At 73.3% G+C, this 15,583-nt stretch carries 11 protein-coding genes and 2 tRNA genes; 6 read left to right on the forward strand and 7 right to left on the reverse strand.

All coding sequences use genetic code 11. The features are described 5' to 3' along the window. Positions 1 to 6 precede the first annotated feature (6 nt). From O7625_RS30155 to O7625_RS30170, 4 genes are all read left to right on the forward strand, one after another. Positions 7 to 1,029: a DUF559 domain-containing protein gene (locus O7625_RS30155; RefSeq protein WP_282343372.1), complete on the forward strand. Its 1,023-nt coding sequence runs from the start codon at positions 7 to 9 to the stop codon at positions 1,027 to 1,029. Continuing rightward, positions 1,016 to 1,666 carry a hypothetical protein gene (locus O7625_RS30160; RefSeq protein WP_282343374.1) on the forward strand — a complete coding sequence of 217 codons (651 nt, stop codon included), beginning with the start codon at positions 1,016 to 1,018 and terminating at the stop codon, positions 1,664 to 1,666. Before O7625_RS30155 ends, O7625_RS30160 begins: the two co-directional genes overlap by 14 nt. Further along, the gene (locus O7625_RS30165; protein WP_282343377.1) at positions 1,663 to 4,914 is read left to right on the forward strand and encodes an ATP-binding protein; all 3,252 of its coding nucleotides are present in this window, start codon (positions 1,663 to 1,665) and stop codon (positions 4,912 to 4,914) included. Before O7625_RS30160 ends, O7625_RS30165 begins: the two co-directional genes overlap by 4 nt. Before the next feature lie 141 nt (positions 4,915 to 5,055). After that, positions 5,056 to 5,673: a hypothetical protein gene (locus O7625_RS30170; protein ID WP_282343379.1), complete on the forward strand. Its 618-nt coding sequence runs from the start codon at positions 5,056 to 5,058 to the stop codon at positions 5,671 to 5,673. 12 nt (positions 5,674 to 5,685) lie between these two features. Here the strand turns inward: O7625_RS30170 and O7625_RS30175 are convergent, their stop codons facing one another. Continuing rightward, positions 5,686 to 6,702 carry a PaaX family transcriptional regulator C-terminal domain-containing protein gene (locus O7625_RS30175; RefSeq protein WP_067306753.1) on the reverse strand — a complete coding sequence of 339 codons (1,017 nt, stop codon included), beginning with the start codon at positions 6,700 to 6,702 and terminating at the stop codon, positions 5,686 to 5,688. Between the two features lie 300 nt (positions 6,703 to 7,002). Here O7625_RS30175 and O7625_RS30180 point away from each other — a divergent pair, with 300 nt between their 5' ends. Then, positions 7,003 to 8,406: a PHB depolymerase family esterase gene (locus O7625_RS30180; RefSeq protein ID WP_282343380.1), complete on the forward strand. Its 1,404-nt coding sequence runs from the start codon at positions 7,003 to 7,005 to the stop codon at positions 8,404 to 8,406. Between the two features lie 222 nt (positions 8,407 to 8,628). Here the strand turns inward: O7625_RS30180 and O7625_RS30185 are convergent, their stop codons facing one another. The 5 genes from O7625_RS30185 to O7625_RS30205 all read right to left on the reverse strand — a co-directional run bounded on the left by O7625_RS30185 (position 8,629) and on the right by O7625_RS30205 (position 14,257). Beyond that, the gene (locus tag O7625_RS30185; RefSeq protein ID WP_282343382.1) at positions 8,629 to 10,257 is read right to left on the reverse strand and encodes a LamG domain-containing protein; all 1,629 of its coding nucleotides are present in this window, start codon (positions 10,255 to 10,257) and stop codon (positions 8,629 to 8,631) included. 130 nt (positions 10,258 to 10,387) lie between these two features. Next, positions 10,388 to 10,464, reverse strand: a tRNA-Ile gene (locus O7625_RS30190). Positions 10,465 to 10,595: 131 nt separating this feature from the next. After that, entirely contained in the window at positions 10,596 to 11,837 is a 1,242-nt protein-coding gene (locus O7625_RS30195; protein ID WP_282343384.1) for an FAD-dependent oxidoreductase, read from the reverse strand. Continuing rightward, complete coding sequence (locus O7625_RS30200) at positions 11,827 to 13,953, reverse strand: MMPL family transporter (RefSeq protein WP_282343386.1); 2,127 nt, start codon at positions 13,951 to 13,953, stop codon at positions 11,827 to 11,829. The genes O7625_RS30195 and O7625_RS30200 overlap by 11 nt, the downstream gene beginning before the upstream one ends. A gap of 231 nt (positions 13,954 to 14,184) precedes the next feature. Then, a tRNA-Asn gene (locus tag O7625_RS30205) sits at positions 14,185 to 14,257 on the reverse strand. A gap of 293 nt (positions 14,258 to 14,550) precedes the next feature. Between O7625_RS30205 and O7625_RS30210 the strand changes: the two genes are divergently transcribed. Continuing rightward, on the forward strand, positions 14,551 to 14,934 hold the full coding sequence (locus O7625_RS30210; protein WP_282343387.1) for a hypothetical protein: 384 nt from the start codon (positions 14,551 to 14,553) through the stop codon (positions 14,932 to 14,934). A gap of 54 nt (positions 14,935 to 14,988) precedes the next feature. On the opposite strand, the gene O7625_RS30215 is transcribed toward O7625_RS30210, so the two are convergent. Further along, positions 14,989 to 15,583 (reverse strand): sugar phosphate isomerase/epimerase family protein (locus O7625_RS30215; RefSeq protein WP_282343388.1); only part of this gene is annotated, 595 nt, incomplete at its 5' end.

The raw sequence follows: 15,583 nt of genomic DNA on the forward strand, positions 1-15,583 counted from the left end.
CCTGCCGTGAGTCTCGCCCGCGAACTCGCCGCGGTGCCGGTGGACCGCGTCGTCCAGCTCGCCGGGGTGCCTACCGACACGATCGCGGCGATCGCCACCGGGGAACCCGCCGGCCCGGCCGTCGTCGTCGCGCACCCCGGTCCGGCCCGTACCCCCGGGGCCGTCGTCCGCACCGTCCTGGACGAGCTGGAACAGGTGGCGGTGGCGCTGCTGCCCGGGTGGCTTCCCGAGGCGGCGGACGTCCCCCGGGCCGATCCGTTCGGCCTGGCGGCCGTCCGGGCCGCGGCGGTCCGGCGGTCCCGGGGCTCCCCGCACCACGCGCCATTCCTGGCGCACCTCGCCACCGTGGCGGTGTCCGGCCGGCGACCGCCGGTCGACCCGTTCTCCCCCCGGGTCCGCTGCCCGGGGCTGGCCCGGGTGGTGGCGGAGGGCTTCGGCCGCGCCCGGGTCAACCTGCTGATCGAGGTGCCCGCCGGTCTCGACCCGGCCGGGGAACAGGCCGTCGTGGCGGGCGCGGAGTGGCTGTGCCACCACGGCCGGGTCGGCGTGTGGCTGGTCGGCGCACCGTTACGGCACGCCGACCGGGTGGCCTGCGTCCGGCTCGCCCGGCCGGCGGACGACCGGCCCCGGGAGGTGCCGCCGGCCCCGGAGGCGCTGGGACGACCGCATCCCGGCAGCGCGACCGAGGCGGCGCTGGAGGCCGCCCTGGCCGCCGAGAGCTGGGCGGCGGGACGGATCTGGAACCGTTACCACCAGTCCCACCCGCTCGCGCCCCCGGTCTGCCCCGACCTGCTCTGGCCCGACGCCCGGTGCGTCGTCGAGATCGACGGGCCGGAGCACTGCCGACCGGCCCGGTTCGAAGCGGACCGGCAGCGCGACGTGCAGTTGCAGTTGGACGGGTACGCCGTCCTGCGCTTCACCAATGCCCGAATCAACCACGACGTCGGCGCGGTGGTGCACCAGATCGGCACCCTGGTCCGGGACCGGCGTCGTGCCCTGGCGGAAGGAACACCCCATGTCCGGCGATGACCTCACCCCCTCCGAGGGCGCGATCCTGCTCGTGTTGATGGCAGAGGCCCGGGAGGTGTCCAACACCGAGCTGAAGAAGCGGTACGGCGTCGACATCCGCAAGCCCTACCGGGACAAGCTCAACCGGCTCGGTTACGTGGACAGCCGCCGGGAGGGCAACACCTTCCTGCACCAGCTCGCCGACAAGGGCTGGATCCGGGTGCAGGAGAACCTGAACTTCCAGTCGTCGGTCGGCCGTACGCTCGGCGGGGCGCTGGCCGCGTTGCAGGTGAACCTGCGCGACCGGGTGATGGGGCGCAGCGACTACCAGTCGTTCGGTGAGATGTTCGCGCTGACCGACGTGCGGGCCGCCGCGCCCCGGGCGGACGGGCGCGAGGTCCTGCGTACCCGGATCCGGCAGGCGTACGGCGCGTTGGCCGCCGAGCCGGGGGCCTGGGTCAGCCTCACCCGGCTGCGCCCCTTCTTCGCCGACGTCGACCCCGCCGACCTCGACGAGGCGCTCCGGGACCTGGAACGCGAACCGGACGTCGACATCGTCCCGGAGTCCAACCAGAAGCAGTTGACCCCGGACGACGTGGCGGCGGCCCTGCGGCTCGGTGGTCAGGACAAGCACCTGCTGGCGATGGGGGTGGGATGACCGAGGCGGAACAGGCCGCCCTGGCGGCGCTCAGGTTCGACTGGGCGCCGGTGCCCGACGACGTCTGGCGGCCCTCGCCGTTCCATGTGGAGGGCCTGCACCGCGCCGTGGTCCGCGACGTGCTGCGGGGTGTCGCCGACGCCCGGGACAGCGCCGACGCCAGCCCGATCGGGCTGGTGTTGCAGGGGCAACGCGGCTCGGGCAAGACCCACCTGCTGGGCTGGGTCCGCCAGCAGGTCCAGCAGCAGGGCGGCTACTTCTTCCTGGTCGGCCTGCTCGACGCGCACGGTTTCTGGGACAGCGTGCTCGCCGCTCTGGTCGACGGGCTGTCCCGACCGGTGCCGGGCAGCGAGAGCCAGCTCCGGCTGCTGCTGCGCCGGCTCTCCTCGCTGGTCGGGGCGCCCCGGTCGGCCCGCCGGGCGGTGATGGGTGACACCACGCTGACCCGGGCCGCCCTGGACGCGTTCATCGAGGGACTGGCCGGGCACGACCCGTACGTGGCGCGTACCTGCCGGGAGACGGCCCGGGCGCTCGCGCTGAGCGCTTCGGAGGAGTTCACCCACCGGGACATCGCGGAGAACTACTTCGCCTCCGGCGAGGAGGGGGAGCCGGGGGAACGCGCCGCCTGGGGTATGCGGCGCACCCCGCGCGGCGCACAGCAGATCGTCCAGGAACTCTCCTGGCTCCTGGCGCTGACCGGCCCCTCGGTGGTGGCCGTCGACCAGATCGACACCCTGATCGCGCAGTCCGTGGCCGCCGGTGACGTCCTGCACGCCCGGTCGGGTGCACCGGACGACCCCGAGCAGGCCGCCGTGCACGCCCGGATCGCCGACGGCCTGATGTCGCTGCGCCAGGTGACCCGCCGCACGCTCACCCTGGTGGCCTGCCTGCCGACCTCGTGGACGATCATCGGGAGCCGGACGGTCGACACGGTGACCGACCGGTTCCGCACCCCGCCCCGGCTCAGCACCATCCACGACGCCGCCCTGGCCCGGGAACTCGTCGAACGCCGGCTCGCCGCCCGGTTCGCCGATCTCGGCTTCGTCCCGCCGTATCCCTCGTGGCCGGTGCGGCCCGAGGCCTTCGCGCAGGCCGAGGGGATGACCCCCCGACAGTTGCTGATCGACATCGACCGGCACATCCGGGCCTGTCTCGACGCGGGCGAGGTCCGCGAACTGACCCGGCTCGGTGACCCGGCGGCCCCGCGACCGCCCGGCGCGCGTACCGCCCCCGAGGCCGACCTGGACCGGTTCGACGCGAGGTTTGCCCAGCTCAAGGGCGAGGTGGACGTGTCCGGCCCGCTGACCCGGGACAGCGAGGATAGCCTGGTCCCCGGGTTGCTCGCCGCAGGCCTGACCGCCTGGGTGATGGAACGCGGTGAGGGTGGCCCGGCGTTCAGTGTGGACCCGCCCCCGAGCGCCCAGCCGCCGCTGCACGCCCGGCTCCGGCTCACCCTCGACGAGACCACGGAGGACCAGGCCCACTGGTGTTTCCGGGCGATCAGCGCGGAACACCACGCCGTCGCGGCGCTGGCCCGGCTGCGCAAGGCCTGCACGGTGGCGGGGCTCGACGCCCGGATCACCAGACGCCGGCTCTTCCTGCTCCGTAACGGGGACTGGTCCAGCGGGATCAAGACCCGCCAGGCGGTCACCGCCTTCACCCGGGCCGGCGGGACGGTCCTCCCGCTGGACGCCGAGGATCTCCGCATCCTCGGCGCCCTCCAGGTCCTGCTGGCGGAGGCCCCGGTCGACGTCCGGGGGTGGCTGACCGCCCGCCGGCCCACCCGGGATCTCACCGTGCTGCGGCTGGCCCTCGCCTCGGTCGCCGACTGGCTTCCGGACACCCCCGGCGAGGTCCCGGCCACCACCGCGACGCTGCCGGAGCCGCCGGCACCGGTCGGCACGGGACCGGTCGACGCCACACCCGTCCACGCCGGGCCGGTCGAAGCCAGGCCGGGAGAAGCGGGGCCGGTCGAAGCCAGGCCGGGAGAAGCGGGGCCGGTCGACGATGGGGGGTCCGGTCCGCACCTCACCGTGGGGTACGACCACCGCACCGGCGATCCCGTGCCGCTCTCCCTAGAAGCCCTCCGTAAGCACACCACCATCTTCGCCGGCTCCGGCTCCGGCAAGACCGTGTTGATCCGGCGGATCCTGGAGGAGTGCGCCCTCGCCGGGGTCTCGGCCATCGTCCTCGATCCCAACAACGACCTGGCCCGGCTCGGTGACGAGTGGCCGGAGCCCCCCTCGGACTGGCGGGCCGGGGACGCGGAGAAGGCCCGGGACTACCTGACCGGGACCGACGTCCGGGTGTGGACGCCGCGCCGGTCGTCGGGTCGGCCACTGAGCTTCCAGCCGCTACCGGACTTCCGCAGCGTGCTCGACGACCCCGACGAGTTCCACGAGGCGGTGGAGGCGGCTGTCGCGTCGTTGGCACCCCGCGCGCAGCTCACCGGCCGGACCAGCAAGGTCCACCTGGGGCTCGCCGTGCTGCGCAAGGCCGTCGAGCACTACGGCCGAAGAGGCGGCAGCCGGGTGCAGGGGTTGATCGACACTCTCGCCGACCTGCCGGACGGCCTACTGGACATCGACGGGGCGGACAAGATCGGGGTGTGGATCGCCCAGTCGCTGGCGGCGGCGATGGTCAACGATCCGCTGTTCGGTGGCGAGGGCAGCCCGGTGGATCCCGGGCTGCTGCTCACCCCCGAGCCGGGCCGGCGGGCCCGGATCTCCGTCGTCAGCCTCGTCGGCCTGCAGTCCGACGAGGCCCGGCAGGGCTTCGTCAACCAGTTGCAGATGGCGCTCTTCGCCTGGATCAAGCGGCACCCGGCGAACGACCGGCCGCTGCTCGGGCTGCTGGTGATGGACGAGGCGCAGACGTTCGCCCCGTCCGGTGCGATGACCGCGTGCACCCAGAGCACGCTGGCGCTGGCGGCCCAGGCCCGCAAGTACGGCCTGGGCCTGATCTTCGCCACCCAGTCGCCGAAAGGGCTGCACAACCGGATCCCGGGCAACGCGGCGACCCAGCTCTACGGGCGGCTCAACAGCCCGATCCAGCTGGAGGCCGCCCGGGAGATGGCGAAGGCCAAGGGTGGTGACGTCGCGGACATCTCCCGGCTCAGCACCGGCGAGTTCTACCTCGCCGCCGAGGGGGCCGCACCGGTGAAGATCCGTACCCCGCTGTCGCTGAGCCACCATCCACGCAGCCCGCTCACCGCCGAGGAGGTGCTGGACCGGGCCCGCCGCCGGTGAGCCGGGACGGGCGGTCCCCGCACCCGATCCGGCCCGGTCCCAGCCGGCCGGGAACGGCGCGCGGGTGCCCGCCCGGTGGCCAGGTTTGCTGCTGACGCCTAGCGTGGAAGGCGCCTGTCCACCGGCAGTAAGGGATCATCGATGTTGCGGAAGCACCTGGTCGAGGTGATTGTCGGCGTCGTCGTCGCGGTGCTCGGCGCCGCCGTGCTGGCCTGGCTGAAGTTCGGCGGGCCGGAGCCAGCTTCCACGGACCCGGACCTCGGGTCATCCGTCGCGGACGCCCTCTCCGACTCCGCGCCGCCGGCCTCCGGGAGCCCTGCCCCGACGACCGGCGGGGCCGACCCCGCCGCGGAGGGGAGCACGGCCGCCCCGCAGTCGGCGGGCACCGGCCTCCGGCCGACGAGTCGCCTCCTCTACGACGACGGAGCGAACAGAGCGACCGTCACCGGCCTGGAGGTGACCACGGAGGGAAAGCTGCGGGTACGACTGCGCTACCAGAGCAGTGCGGCCAACGGATGGTCGCTGAGCTGCCCGGAACCGGCGGCGGATCTCCGGTCGTCGCATCTCACGCTGGCCGGTGCAAAGCAGGTCTACCCGGTCGACACGTACTGCACCTCGCAGCGGCCCGGTGAGGACTTCACCCTGCTCACCGGCGCGGTCCTGGAGAGCTGGGCCGTGTTCCCGGTCGTCCCGCCCTCCGGCAGCGAGTTCTCCCTCACCTGGTACGACCTGGGCACCGTCGAGGGGCTGAAGCTCTAGAGCGGGGCCGGGTCAGTACGACGGGGACGACTCGGCCAGGTCGGTGGCCGCGGGCGCGGCACCCCGGGGTTCGGTGGCGGAGAGGCCGGCGAGGAGGTCGGCGGTGGTGTGCGCCCGGACGTCGGCGTGCGTACCGTCGGCGAACCGCGCCACGACGGCCCGGACGTGCCGCTCGGCGGTGTCGGCGAGCCCGTCGTAGACGGCGGCGAAGGTCTCCCGGGCCGGGCCGCGCAGCCAGCCGGCGGGCAGCAGTCGCAGGGGTAGCTGCGGGTCGAGGGTGGGGAACCGGCGGAAGGTGTCCATCACCTCGGTCCGCGCCCGGACCGCCTCCGCGCCGTCGACCTGGCCGGCGGCGATCCGGGGCAGGAGCGGTCGCCACCGCCGCAGGAAGCTCTCGTACTGCTCGGCGACCGCCGCGACGTCCCAGGCGTCGAGCGGGTCACGGCCGGCGACCGCGTCGAGGTCGACCCGGCGGCCCCGGAACACGGTGACCGCGCCGAGGTGGAGCTGGGTGAGCTGGGCCCGCGCCTTGGGCGTCAACTCGTGCGGCGAGATCCACAGCCCGTCGTACAGCGGCGCGTAGCCAAGCCAGCGGAGCTGCCCGCGCAGCGCCCGCCGCTGCGCGCTGCGCTCCTGGGGCAGCGAGAACGCGACGAGTGTCCAGCACTCGTCCCATGCCTGGGTCGTGGTGGTGGCGGCCATCACCCAGCTCCCGCCGACCGAGAGGCTGACGGCGGCGGACCGGCTGAGCCGGTACGAGCTGCGCCGTCCCTGCCGGCTGCCCTCCAGGACGCCCCGGCGGGCCAGCCGGCTGATCACGGTCCGCGCCCCGGCGAGGCTGACGTGCGACTCGGCGAGCAGCGCGACGATGGCGGCGGACGGCAGCCAGGCCCGGGTCCGCAGCGTGTAGTCGGCCAGCAGGGTCACCGCGACACCCTGCGGCGAGTTGCCGGCCTGCCGGCGGGGCAGCCGTACCGGGTGGTCCCCGTCGTCGGGAAAGATCTCCTCGATGTCGAACGGGTGTGGCACGGGGACGCTCCGGGCTCGGCTCGGTGACGGTGGCACCGACTGTAGACGGCACCGCCGGGCACGCCTACCGGGACGCGGGTCCAGGGTGGATCCGGGGCGACCTCGACGACCGCCCAGTGTATCGAGGTCATTCGATTGACACTTGTCGGGCCGAGGAGAACACTAAGTGCCATGCAATGCCACCTGGGCCGGGGCAGGGCATGCCAGCGGTAACAGGCCGGCGCGAACGACACGGGCAACCGGGCGCACCCGTGCCGCAGGGAAGCACGGCCGATCTCGACCTGTGAGGGAGTCACGCCCATGAAGATCAGACGGAAAATGCTGCTCGCCCTGGCGGCGCCACTGGTGGCGACGCTGGCGGCGGCGGCCCTGGTGATACCGACGCTCCAACCGGCGTACGCCGCGTCGTTGGTCGAGGTGACCAACTTCGGCGACAACCCCGGCCGGATGCGGATGCACATCTACGTGCCGGACACCCGCCCGGCCAACCCGGCGGTCGTGGTGGCCATGCACGGCTGCGGCGGCACCGGGCCGGGCTTCTACTCCAGCAGCGAGTTCGCCTCGCTGGCCGACCGGTACGGATACATCGTGATCTACCCGTCCGCGATGCAGCAGGCCGGCTTCGGCAACTGCTTCGACACCTGGTCGGACGCCGCGAAGCGGCGCGGCGGCGGCAGCGACCCGGTGTCGATCGTCTCGATGATCAACTATGCCCAGCGGCAGTACGGCGGCGACCCCCGTCGGGTGTACGCCACCGGCAGCTCGTCCGGCGGCATGATGACCAACCACATGCTGGCGCTCTACCCTGACGTGTTCGCCGCCGGCGCCGCGTTCATGGGGGTTCCCTACAACTGCTTCGCCAACGCGGCCGACTACCCGCCCGGCGCCAGCAAGTGCACCAACGGCACCATGAACCGCACCCCGCAGCAGTGGGGTGACGCGGTCCGGCAGCAGGCGTACCCCGGCTACTCCGGCCCGCGCCCGAAGGTGCAGCTCTGGCACGGCACCGCCGACACCCTGGTGCCGTACTCCCTGCTCCAGGAGACCATCGAGCAGTGGACCAACGTGTTCGGGCTGAGCCAGACCCCCACCTCCACCGACACCCCGCAGGCCAACTGGAACCGCCGCCGGTACGCCGACGCCAGCGGTAACGTCCTGGTCGAGGCGTACAGCGTCCAGGGGGCGGGGCACAGCCTGCCCTCGGGCGGGATGGCCGCCGTCGCCCTCCAGTTCTTCGGCCTGACCAACCCGACGCCCACCACGCCGCCGGTGACCACCCCGCCGGTGCCGACCACGCCCCCGGTCACCACGCCGCCGCCGACCACGCCGCCGGTCACCACCCCGCCGCCGACCACGCCGCCGGTGCCGACCACGCCGCCGGCCTCCGGGGCCTGCCGGGTCACCGCGACCGTCAACGCCTGGAACTCCGGGCTGACCGAGAGCATCACCATCACCAACACCGGTGCCAGCGCCGTCAGCGGCTGGTCCCTGGTCTTCACCCTGCCCGGCGGGCAGACCATCACCTCCGGCTGGAACGCCTCCTACGCGCCCTCGTCCGGGCAGGTGACGGCAAGGAACGCCAGCTACAACGCCGCCATCCCGGCCGGCGGGTCGGTCGACATCGGATTCCAGGCCAACCACACCGGCAACACCGCCAAGCCCACCTCGTTCACCCTCAACGGCGCGGCCTGCACGGTCGCCTGACCGGCGCGACCCACCTCCGGAGGTGGACCGTCACCTCCGGAGGTGGACCGTCACCTCCGGAGGAGGACCGTCACCTCCGGAGGAGGACCGTCACCTCCGGAGGTGGACCGTCATCCGGCCCGGCCCCGGACCGCGATCCCGCCCGACCCGGGGCCGCGATCCCGCCCGACCCCGGGCCACAGCCCAGCCCGATCCCGGTCAGGCCCCGGGCCGGGCGACGGATCAGCCCCGGCCCGGTTGGGCGATCTGCTGTTCGGCGTGGTGGCGCTGGACGTCGGCGTCGCTGAACTCGCCCTGGTAGACGTCGAGGTCGCTGACCAGCCCGTACAACCAGCCCTCCGGCCCCGCCGGGGAGGTCGACCGACCCACCAGCAGGGAACCGGTCGCCTGGTGGGGCTGCCAGGCGGGGTTCATCCCCACCGTGCCAGCCGGCACTCCGTCGACGTACAGCCGCACCTGCCGGTGCCGGGCAGCGAGGACCACGACGAGCTGGTGCCACTGGTCGGCACCGGTCGCCGGGGCGGACACCGTGGTGGTCGCGGAGTCGTCGGCTCCGGCGGCCAGCCGGAACACCCACCGCCCACCGTCGGCCGGTTCGTACCCCAGCCGGAACGCGCTGCGCTCCCCGTCGTCCTGGGAAAGGACGGCCTGCGCACCCCGCGCCGGGTCGAGCCGTACCCAGGTCGAGACCGTGAACGACTGGTCGGTACGGAGCACCGGCGCGTCCTGCCAGACCGGGTACCTCGGGTCACCGACATTGACCTGGGTACGCCCGTACTCCCGGGTCGCCTCACCGAAGTGCGGATCGGACGGATCGTCGATCCAGTGCCGGTCGTCGAGTTCGAGCGCCATGCCCCGCGCCGAGTCGGTGATGAAACTGCCCTTGGTCAGGGCGAGCTGCCGCCCGAAGGAGCTGTCGTCCCCGACGGAGCAGAGGGTCGGATCGAGGCCCTCCTCGTAGCAGGGGATACCGCCCCCGAAATACCACGACCCGGCCAGCGGAGCCTGCAGCAGGCCCGGTTCCGCGAAGCCGCCGGAGGCCGGGTCGGAGGCGAGCCAGCCGGTGAAGTCCGCGTCGACCAGCGCCCGGTCGTACACCCGGGTGCCGGCCAGGTTGCCCTGCCACCAGGTGGTGTCGCCACGGCCCAACCGGAACTCCCCGCCCGGGTCGTCGACACCGGTCACGTTGCCCGTCACCGCCTCGGCCACGCCGTCCACCCGCAGGGTGAGGGTGCGCGCGGTGGCGTCGTACACCACCGCCAGGTGGGTCCAGAGCCCGACCGCCGGGGTCGACGTCGAGCGGGCGACGGCCGACCCGCCGTGTCTGCCGCCCGTCGAGGGCATCCGCACCTGCCACCGGTTGCTCGCCCTGTCGTAGCCGACCGAGAGGGTGGCCCGGTGGGTGCCGGCCTTGCTGGCGAAGACCCGGCTGACCGAGGTGTCGGTGAGCCGGACCCAGCTGGCGAGGGAGAACGTGCCGGCGGTGTCCAGGGTCGACGGCGACGCGGACAGCGCGGACGACGTGCCGTCGAAGCCGACCGTCTGGATGCCGAGCATCCGGGTGTCGTCCTGCCAGTCGATGGTCGTCCCGGTCAGCGGGGTGTCGCCGCGCAACGCCGGCTGGCGGTCGGCGAGGCCCTGCTCCCGGGGCATCCCGGCGAACGCCTCCAGCCCCCAGATCGCCGTCGCCGGGGACGGCCGGTCGAGGGTGGTGACGTGCGGGGCGGCGGACGCCCCGGTGGCCGCGCCGAGCGGCAGCAACGTGACGGCGGCGATCGTGGCCAGGCTCAGGGCGGCCCGGCCCACCGGGCCGCGGACAGGGCGGAACACCGTGGTGTCGTCGTCGATCATCGAACCCCCGTGAAAGAACGTCGGTACGCCCCGAAGATCGAGGCGCGTCTCGTCGACACAGTGTCACAGGATCAGTTACGGACCGCTGCCCCGTCGTGTTCGGCCAAGCTCGACCGACCGGGGTTCTCGCTGGTGGGGCGGGCGGGGTTCGAACCCGCGACCGAGGGATTATGAGTCCCCTGCTCTAACCCGCTGAGCTACCGCCCCCGATGCCGGGCCGGATCGTAACCCGCCCGGCGGACCACCGGCCACCACCGAACCGGTACGCCCGGCGACACCTGACGGCACGATGGGCTACGCGAGAATAACAGTCAGCAGTCACCCCGGCGGCACCCGAATCAGCCCGCCGCGCGGAGTTCCGCGAGCACCACCCCGGCCGTCCGCCAGCCGCTGGCCAGTGCCCCCTGGATGGACGGGCTGTCCCGGTGGTCGCCGGCCACGAAGAGCCCGTCGCCGAGCGCCACGGGCTTGCGCAGCCGGCCCTGCGGCGGTGGCGCGGCGGGCAGGGCGTCCGGGATCGACACGGTGCTCAGGTGTTCCCAGTCGGCAGTGGAGCATCCGTACAGGCGCTCCAGTTCGCCCCGGACCACCGGCTCGGCCGGGGCGGACGGGCCGACCACCGAGGTCGCCACCAGGTGCCGGCCGGGCGGGGCGTACGACGGTACGGCCCGGCTGACGACCACCGTGTTGGCGACGAGTTCCCGCCGGTCGCCGTCGACCAGCAGGATCGGCTCGCCCAACGGCGCTTCCGGGGTGCTGTGGTAGTAGGTGGTGTAGCTGTGGGTGCGTACCCGGGGCAGGGTCGGCAGCAGCGTGCCCACCGCCGCCGGGTCGACCGCGACCACCACGGCGCGGCACCGGATCTCACCGGTCGGGGTGCGGACCCGGCCGGGGGCGACGCCGGTGACCGGCGCGGCGCAGGTGATCAGGTCGGCGGGCAGCGGGGCGGCCACGGCCTGCGGCAGCGCGGCCATCCCCCGGGCGGGCAGGCCGATCCGGCCCCGGGCGAAGGAACGCAGGATCATCGCCAGCACGTGGCTGGAGGTCTCCAGCTCCCGGTCGATGAGCACGCCGGACAGGAACGGCCGGATCAGCTCCTCGATGATGGTGTCGGAGAGCCCGGCCCGGCGCAGGGCCGTCTCGCTGGTGGTCTCCGGCGCGGTGAGCAGTCGGTGCGCCGGCAGGGTGGCGCAGCCGGTGGCGAGGGCGGCGAAGCGCAGCCGGTCGACCAGCGAACCGATGCCGGCGAGCGCGGTGGCCGGTGTGCCGCCGGGTTCGCGTACCGGGTGGACCAGCCGGTGGAGGCGGTCGCTCCGGCGGACCAGCACCCCGGAGGTGAACCAGCCCAGGTCGAGGGTGCCCAGGTCGAGCAGGGTGCCGAGCCTCGGGTAGGCGGTGTTGAGCACCTGGAAACCCCGGTCGAGCAGGTACCCGTCGACCAGGTCGGTGGCGACCCGGCCGCCGAGCCGGTCGCCGGCCTCCAGCAGCCGCCAGGGCACGCCGGCCCGGTGCAGCCGGCGGGCGACCGCCAGCCCGGCCAGGCCACCGCCGACGATCACCACGTCCGTCTCACCGGGCACGTTCCACCTCCGTGTCGTCGCGCGCCGACCGGGACAACCGGCTCGGCCACCAGATCTTCGGCCCGATGTCGTACGCCAGCGCGGGCACCAGCAGCGAGCGGACCACGATGGTGTCCAGCAGGACGCCGACCGCGACCGCCACGCCCAGCTCCACCAGCACCACCAGCGGCAGCACGGCCAGCGCGGAGAAGGTGGCGGCGAGCACGATGCCGGCCGAGGTGATCACCCCGCCGGTGACGGTCAGCCCGGCCAGCACCCCGGCCCGGGTACCCCGGCGGACCGACTCCTCGCGGACCCGGCTCATCAGGAAGATGTTGTAGTCGATGCCCAGGGCGACCAGGAAGACGAAGGCGAACAGCGGGAAGGACGCGTCGACCCCGGGGAAGTCCAGCAGGTACCGGAAGATCACCGCGCACAGCCCGAGGGTGGCCAGGAACGACAGCACCACCGTCGCGATCAGCAGCAGCGGCGCGACCAGCGCCCGCAGCAGCAGCGCCAGGATCACCGCGATCACCGCCAGCACGACCGGGATGATCACGTTGCGGTCCCGGGTGGACGCGTCGGAGGTGTCCACGTCGATCGCGGTGAACCCGCCCACCACGGCGTCGGCGGCCGGCACCCGGTGCACCGCCTCGCGGAGGTCCCGGACGGTCCGCTCGGCTGCGTCGCTGTCCGGCGGGTCGGTCAGGGTCGCCTCCAGCTGCACCTGCCCGTCGACGACCAGGGGTGGGGCGTCCGGGTCCGGTGGGCCGGTCTGGTCCCGCCCGGTGACCGGGCGGACGGCGGCCACCCCGGCGACGTCCTGCGCGACCTGGGCGACCTGGGCGGCGGTCTGCTGCCGGGTGAAGATGGTCGCCGGGCTGCCGGTGCCGGCCGGGTAGTGCCGGGCGATCACCTCCTGCCCGGCGACCGAGTCGGTGCGGTCGGTGAACAGCTCGGACTGGCCGAGGGTGGTCGCGCCGAGCTGGGTGAGGCCGAGGACGAGCAGGGCCAGCACCCCGGCCGTGGTCAGCCAGACCACCCGGGCCCGCCGGGCGACGAAGCGGGCGATCCGGGACCACAGCCCGTGTTCGGCCTGCGGGTCCGCCCGGTCCACCCCGGGGGTACGCGGCCAGAACGCCCACCGGCCGCCGAGCACCAGCAGGGCGGGCAGGAAGGTCAGCATCACCAGCAGGGTCGCGGCGATGCCGATGGCCGCCACCGGACCGAGCGCCCGGTTGGAGTTCAGGCTGGACAGCAGCAGGCAGAGCAGGCTGACGATGACGGTCGCGCCGGAGGCGGCGATGGCCGGGGCGGCACCCCGCCAGGCGGCGCGCATGGCGTCCCAGGGCCGCTGGTGCCGGTGCAACTCCTCCCGGTAGCGGGCGATCAGCAGCAGCGCGTAGTCGGTTCCGGCGCCGAAGACGAGCACGGTGAGGATGCCCTGCGCCTGCCCGTTCAGCTTGATCACGTCGTTCTTGGCCAGCTGGTAGACGAAGACCGACGCCAGCGCGTACGACATCCCGGCCGCCAGCAGCGGGAAGATCCAGAGCACCGGGCTGCGGTAGACGATCAGCAGGATGACCAGCACCACCACCAGGGTGACCAGCAGCAGCGGCCCGTCGATGGCGGAGAAGACCTCGATCAGGTCGGCGAGCAGCCCGGCCGGGCCGGCGACGTCCACGGTGAGCCCGTCACGGTCGCCTCCCGCGATGGTCCGCAGTTCGTCGACCACCTGGCCGATCCGTTCCCCCTCCGAGTCGTCGATCGGCACCACCACCTGGAGGGCCTGCCCGTCCTGGCTGGGGATCGGTGGGGGAAGTGGCCCGACCACCCCGTCGACCCGGGCGAACCGGGCGCTGTCGGCGACCGCCCGCTGCGTGTCGGCGGGGGTGATGCCGGTGCTGCGCGCGTACACCACCAGGGCCGGGGTGGTCGGCTCCGCGACGAAGCCGGCGGCCAGTTCCTGCGCCCGGGTCGCCTCGGCGTCGGCGGGCAGGAAGGCGGCGTTGTCGTTGGTCGCGACCTCACCCAGCTTTCCCGCGTACGGCCCGGCGACCAAGCCGACGAGCAGCCAGGCCAGGACGACCGCCACGGCGGTCAGCGTGGCCATGCTCCGGCCCCGTCCACCGGCCATCCTCCGGCCCACCCCTCGATTCGACGCACCAATCGACGCAGCGGGAGTCTAAGTCGACAGTTGTCATCCTGCCGCCCGAATACCCCGTTCGGAGCCGAAACCGCCCATCCGACCCCGCTCCCGGAGCACCGGTGACCCGATCGGCGGATCCGGCCGGCGGTGGAGCGGGCGGGCACCGGACACAAGGGAACGCCCGCCGGCAGGGCCGACGGGCGAGAGTGGGAGGCTGTGCTCCCCCGTTTGGACTCGAACCAAAAACCTGCCGGTTAACAGCCGGCTGCTCTGCCAATTGAGCTACGGGGGACTGCTGCGCCGCGTCGTACCGGATCTCTCCGGCGCTCGGCGACGGCACAAGAGTACAGGACTTCGGGGGGGTTCGGTCCAGGGGGTTGCCGCATTCGGCCCTCCGTCACGGGCCGGAATCCTCGACACTAACAAGACGGACAAATCGTCATCCTGGCACAACCAGGCATGAGCGCGGAGCAGGATGGGTACTGAGCTGTAGACCGAGAAAAACGTGGGGCGCGAAGATGGTCGGTCCCGGCCGGGAATCACCGGCGGGGAACGACGGGAGCGTCAGGTACGGAAGGAGCCGCCATGCGCGGAAAGATCATGTTTCTTGGCGGGCTGGCTGCGGGCTTCGTCCTGGGCGCCCGTGCCGGCCGGGAGAAGTACGAGGAGCTGGTCGTGCGGGGCCGCAAGGTGCTCGACCACCCGACCGTCCAGGAGGCGGCCGGGGTCGCCCAGGCCCAGGCCACCCGCCTGTACAGCGAGGGCAAGGACAAGCTCGGCCAGTCCAAGCTCGGCGAGAAGCTGCACACCGGCACCACCGGCAAGCCGGAGCTGACCCCGGCGGACGACGTCTTCGCGGGCACCCCGGCCGGTGTCGGCGCCACGTCGGGCGTCACCCCGGCCAGCTCGTCGACGACCACCCCGAAGCCCAAGGCCCCGGGCACCGGCGCCAACGGCAGCACGCTCTGATCATCCGTACGTCGTCGGGCCGGTCGCCACTCGGCGACCGGCCCGACGTGCGTCTCAGTCCTTGCCGCTGCTGAACGCCGCGTCGAACGCCGCCGTCGGGGCGTCGAAGGCGAGCCGACGGACGAACTCCAGCGCCTCCGGTGCGCCGACCAGCCGGTCCATCCCGGCGTCCTCCCACTCCACCGAGATGGGGCCGGTGTAGCCGATCGCGTTCAACGCCCGGAAGCAGTCCTCCCACGGGACGTCCCCGTGGCCGGTGGAGACGAAGTCCCAGCCGCGCCGCAGGTCCGCCCAGGGCAGGTGGGAGGCGAGCCGGCCGCGCCGGCCGTCCCCGGTCCGCACCTTCGCGTCCTTGCAGTCGACGTGGTAGATCCGGTCGGCGAAGTCGAAGATGAAGTTCACCGGGTCGAGCTCCTGCCACACGAAGTGCGACGGATCCCAGTTGAGCCCGAACGCGGGCCGGTGGCCGATCGCCTCCAGGGTCCGCTTGGTCGTGTAGTAGTCGTACGCGATCTCGCTGGGGTGCACCTCGTGGGCGAACCGCACCCCCACCTCGTCGAAGACGTCGAGGATCGGGTTCCACCGGTCGGCGAAGTCCTGGTAGCCGCGCTCGATCATCGCGGGCGGCACCGGCGGGAACATCGCCAGG

It is taken from the genome of Micromonospora sp. WMMD714, from assembly GCF_029581315.1.
In the GTDB taxonomy this organism is placed as follows: Bacteria; Actinomycetota; Actinomycetes; order Mycobacteriales; family Micromonosporaceae; genus Micromonospora; species Micromonospora rifamycinica.

What these genes read in the sequence shown, in the direction of transcription:
- O7625_RS30160 (WP_282343374.1), top strand. Translation starts at nt 1,016, where the DNA reads ATGTCCGGCGATGACCTCACCCCCTCCGAGGGCGCGATCCTGCTCGTG.
- O7625_RS30165 (WP_282343377.1), top strand. Translation starts at nt 1,663, where the DNA reads ATGACCGAGGCGGAACAGGCCGCCCTGGCGGCGCTCAGGTTCGACTGG.
- O7625_RS30170 (WP_282343379.1), top strand. Translation starts at nt 5,056, where the DNA reads ATGTTGCGGAAGCACCTGGTCGAGGTGATTGTCGGCGTCGTCGTCGCG.
- O7625_RS30180 (WP_282343380.1), top strand. Translation starts at nt 7,003, where the DNA reads ATGAAGATCAGACGGAAAATGCTGCTCGCCCTGGCGGCGCCACTGGTG.
- O7625_RS30185 (WP_282343382.1), bottom strand. Translation starts at nt 10,257, where the DNA reads ATGATCGACGACGACACCACGGTGTTCCGCCCTGTCCGCGGCCCGGTG.
- O7625_RS30200 (WP_282343386.1), bottom strand. Translation starts at nt 13,953, where the DNA reads ATGGCCGGTGGACGGGGCCGGAGCATGGCCACGCTGACCGCCGTGGCG.
- O7625_RS30210 (WP_282343387.1), top strand. Translation starts at nt 14,551, where the DNA reads ATGCGCGGAAAGATCATGTTTCTTGGCGGGCTGGCTGCGGGCTTCGTC.